Origin of the sequence: Pseudomonas sp. PS01299, from assembly GCF_029960145.1 — a bacterium.
Classification (GTDB): Bacteria; Pseudomonadota; Gammaproteobacteria; order Pseudomonadales; family Pseudomonadaceae; genus Aquipseudomonas; species Aquipseudomonas putida_A.
Window position 1 is genome coordinate 1 of the sequence record NZ_JASCPO010000353.1, and the last position, 4,139, is coordinate 4,139.

General features: G+C 59.8%; 4 protein-coding genes. All 4 read right to left on the reverse strand.

Annotated features, from left to right (window positions below):
• Nucleotides 1-148: 148 nt before the first annotated feature.
• From QMX91_RS29450 to QMX91_RS29465, 4 genes are read right to left on the reverse strand one after another with little or no spacing between them, the layout of a single operon-like run.
• Nucleotides 149-865, reverse strand: coding sequence for an ABC transporter ATP-binding protein (locus tag QMX91_RS29450; protein WP_047600666.1), 717 nt, complete (start codon nt 863-865; stop codon nt 149-151).
• The gene (locus QMX91_RS29455) at nt 862-1,734 is read right to left on the reverse strand and encodes an ATP-binding cassette domain-containing protein (protein WP_027613534.1); all 873 of its coding nucleotides are present in this window, start codon (nt 1,732-1,734) and stop codon (nt 862-864) included. The genes QMX91_RS29450 and QMX91_RS29455 overlap by 4 nt, the downstream gene beginning before the upstream one ends.
• Nucleotides 1,731-3,032 (reverse strand): high-affinity branched-chain amino acid ABC transporter permease LivM, encoded by a 1,302-nt coding sequence (gene livM / locus QMX91_RS29460; RefSeq protein ID WP_135294846.1) that lies wholly within the window; start codon nt 3,030-3,032, stop codon nt 1,731-1,733. The genes QMX91_RS29455 and livM overlap by 4 nt, the downstream gene beginning before the upstream one ends.
• A gap of 3 nt (nt 3,033-3,035) precedes the next feature.
• Nucleotides 3,036-3,950, reverse strand: a complete 915-nt coding sequence (locus QMX91_RS29465; RefSeq protein WP_027613532.1) for a branched-chain amino acid ABC transporter permease — start codon at nt 3,948-3,950, stop codon at nt 3,036-3,038.
• Nucleotides 3,951-4,139 lie beyond the last annotated feature (189 nt).

The following is a 4,139-nucleotide window of genomic DNA, read 5'->3' on the forward strand; positions in this document are numbered from 1 at the left end:
CGCGAAGAGGATGTGTCATAAAACACGGCGTTATCTGACACACCCTCTTCGCGAGCAAGCCCGCCCCCACAAGGGATTTGTGCGGGACTTGGGATGTAAAAAGCCCCGGGACTTTCGTCGCGGGGCTTTGTGGACAACTCAAGCAGAATCAGTGCCCGCCCAGATAAGCGTTACGCACCTCCTCATTCACCAACAACTCCTTGCCGGTACCGGTCAGGCGAATCTCGCCGTTGACCATCACATACGCCCGGTCAGACAGCTTCAACGCATGGTTGGCGTTCTGCTCGACGAGGAAAATGGTCATGCCGGTTTTCGCCAGTTCCCGCAGGGTGGCGAAGATCTGTTTCACCACGATCGGCGCCAGGCCCAGGCTCGGCTCATCGAGCAACAACAGCTTCGGCCGACTCATCAATGCGCGGGCAATGGCGAGCATCTGCTGCTCGCCGCCGGACATGGTCATCGCCCGCTGAGTACGGCGCTCTTCGAGCCGCGGGAACAGCTCGAACATGCGCTGCATATCCTCCTTGGCATATTTGTCGCCGATCGGGATGGTACCCATCAGCAGGTTCTCCTCGACGGTCATGTCGGGGAACACCCGCCGCCCTTCCGGCGACTGCGCGATGCCGTTGGAGGCGATGTAGTGCGAGGACTTGTGGGTGATGTCGACGCCTTGATAGAGGATCTGCCCACCCGCCGCGCGCGGCTGGCCGAAGATCGACATCAGCAGGGTCGATTTACCCGCGCCGTTGGAGCCGATCAGGCTGACGGTCTCGCCTTCGTTGATCTGCAGCGACACGCCCTTGAGGGCCTGGATCGGGCCGTAGAACACGTCCAGGTCTTTGAGTTCGAGGATCGGTTTGCTCATACCAGCTCCTCTTCGTCGGCGCCCAGGTAGGCGGCAATCACTTTCGGATCGTTGCGAATGGCTTCAGGCCCGCCTTCGGCGATGACCACGCCGTGATCCAGCACCACGATGTGGTCGGAAATGCTCATGACCATGCCCATGTCGTGTTCGATCAGCACCACGGTCAGATCGTGCTCGTCGCGCAGCAGCCGGATCATCGCGCTCAGCGCTTCGGTTTCCTGAGGGTTGAGGCCAGCAGCCGGTTCGTCGAGGCAGATGATCTGCGGCCGCGTGCACATGGCCCGGGCGATTTCCAGACGGCGTTGCTGGCCGTAGGACAGTTCACCGGCCAGACGGTTGGCGCAGTCCACCAGATCGACCACTTCCAGCCAGTAGAACGCGCAGTCCAGCGCATCACTTTCGGCCTTGCGGTAGCCCTTGGTGTTGAGGATGCCGGCGAGCATGTTGCGGTTGACCCACATGTGTTGCGCCACCAGCAGGTTCTCCAGCACCGACATTTCCTTGAACAGGCGAATGTTCTGGAAGGTCCGGGCCAGGCCGGCGCGGTTCACCAAATGGGTGCCGCCGAACATCTTGTAGTACAGGCGACTGAGGAAGCTTTTCGGCGAGACGAAGTCGGTCGGTTTGAACGACTCGCCCAGCAGCTGGATGACGTTAGTCTGCTTGCCGCGCACGTTGAGTTCGATCTTGCCGCCGGAGGCCTTGTAGAACCCGGTCAGGCAGTTGAACACCGTGGTCTTGCCGGCGCCGTTGGGGCCGATCAGGGCGAAGATCGAGTTGCGTTTGACCTTGAGGCTGACATCGCTCAGGGCCTTGATGCCACCGAAGTGCATCATCAGTTTTTCCACAGAGAGTACGACTTCACTCATGGCGCAGTCCTCTCATAGTGAATGGCACCTTTACGTGGAGTGACCCCGGTACGGCTGATGCGAATCAGCCCGCGTGGTCGCCAGATCATCATCAACACCATCAGGATGCCGAACAGCAGCACGCGGTATTCAGCGAAGCCGCGCAGCAGTTCCGGAGCAACCGTCAACACGAATGCCGCAATCACCACGCCGATGGTCGAGCCCATGCCGCCGAGCACGACGATGGCGAGGATCAGCGCCGATTCGAAGAAGGTGAACGAGGTCGGGTTGACGAAGCCTTGATAGGTGGCGAAAAACACCCCGGCCAGGCCCGCGGTCGATGCGCCGATGGTGAACGCCGAAAGCTTGACCAGTACGTGGTTGAGGCCCATCGAGCGGCAGGCGATTTCATCTTCGCGCAGGGCTTCCCAAGCGCGACCCACCGGCATTTTCACCAGACGATGCTTGATGTACAGCACGGCCAGTACCACCAGGAACAAAACCGTGTAGATGAAGTAATACTTCACGTCCGGGTTGTAGGCGATGCCGAAGAACTCATGGAACGGCACCCCGCCATCCTTGGCCCGCTTGCCGAATTCCAGACCGAAGAAGGTCGGCAATGGCGCCGGCATGCCGTTCGGCCCGCCGGTCAGCGACAGCCAGTTGTTAAGGATCAGGCGAATGATTTCACCGAAGCCCAGGGTCACGATCGCCAGATAGTCGCCGTGCAGACGCAGCACCGGGAAACCGAGGATGCAGCCGGCCAAACCGGCAGTGATTGCCGCCAGTGGCAGCACGGTCCAGAAGCCCAGCCCGAGGTATTGATAACCCAGCGCCAGACCATAGGCGCCGATGGCGTAAAAAGCCACGTAACCGAGATCGAGCAGACCGGCCAGCCCGACCACAATGTTCAGCCCCAGACCCAGCAGCACGTAGATCAGCCCGAGGATGACCACGCCCAGCAGGTACGAGTTGGAGACAAACGGCACAATCACCGCCAGCACAATCAACAGCGGAATGATCCAGCGCAGGCGTGATTTGTGATCGGCAGGCAGCACATGCACACCGGAGCCGGTGCTCTCGAATCCATCGAGAATCTTCAGGCCCTTGGGCGTCTGCAGAAACAGGCTCAAGGCAAAGCGGCCGATCATGACAATGCCGATGATCCACGCCACGCGGGTTGGTTCGAGGTTGAAGCTGTAGCCTTCGAGCACGACGCCGACAATCGGACCGAACACGATCAGGGCAATCAGGCCGGCCAGAATCGCCTCAACCAGACTTTTTTTGATATCGATGGATTTTTGGGTGGTTGAAGACATCGCTTACACCTTCGACACAAGAGGACGGCCCAACAGGCCCTGAGGCCGGAAGACCAGAACAAGTACGAGCAGCGAGAAGCTGAACACGTCTTTGTAGTCGGAGTTGACCAGGCCCGAGAACAGCGACTCGGAGATGCCGAGAATGATCCCGCCGAGCATCGCGCCGGGCAGTGAGCCGATCCCGCCAAGCACGGCGGCGGTGAACGCCTTGATGCCGATGACGAAGCCTGCGTAGAAGTCGAACGTGCCGTAGTTCATGGTGATCAGCACGCCGGCCAGCGCCGCCATCGCTGCACCGATGATGAACACGTAGGAAATCACCCGGTCGGTGTTGATCCCGAGGATCGAGGCCATCTTGCGGTCTTGCTGGGTGGCGCGACACATGCGGCCGAGCTTGGTGTACTTGATCACGTAGGTCAGCAGGCCCATGCCGACAAATGCGGCGACCAGAATGAAGATCTTGGTGTAGGTCAGTTGGACGAAACCGCTGCCGACGTCGATGCGCCAGGCACCGGTGAGCAGCGTCGGAACACCCTGTTGACGGGCGCCCTGGCTGATCTGGGCATAGTTTTGCAGGATCAGCGAGATACCGATGGCACTGATCAACGGTGCCAGTCGGGTGGAGTTGCGCAGAGGTTTGTAGGCGACGCGTTCGATTACCCAGCCATAGACGCCGGTGACGACGATGGTGAAAACCAGCGTGCCGAGCATCAACAGCGGGAAGGATTCGATACCGAAGTAAGCCAGCAGAGCCAGACTGATTGCCGCGAGGTACGCGGAAATCATGTAAACCTCGCCGTGGGCGAAGTTGATCATGCCGATGATGCCGTAGACCATTGTGTAGCCGATGGCGATCAGGCCATAGACCGACCCGAGGGTCAGGCCATTGACCAGTTGCTGCAGGAAAATACCATCCATAACGCAATCTCACGCAATGAGAACCTGCCCACCGGAGCGGGCGGTTCTTCTAGGAAAAATACAGATTTACGTCGGAGCAATGCAGACACGTTCCCCCGGAACACCATCGCCTCCTGTGGGAGCGGGCTTGCTCGCGAAAGCGGTGTATCAGCTACCGTTGATGGCGACTGACATCCCGCATTCGCGAGC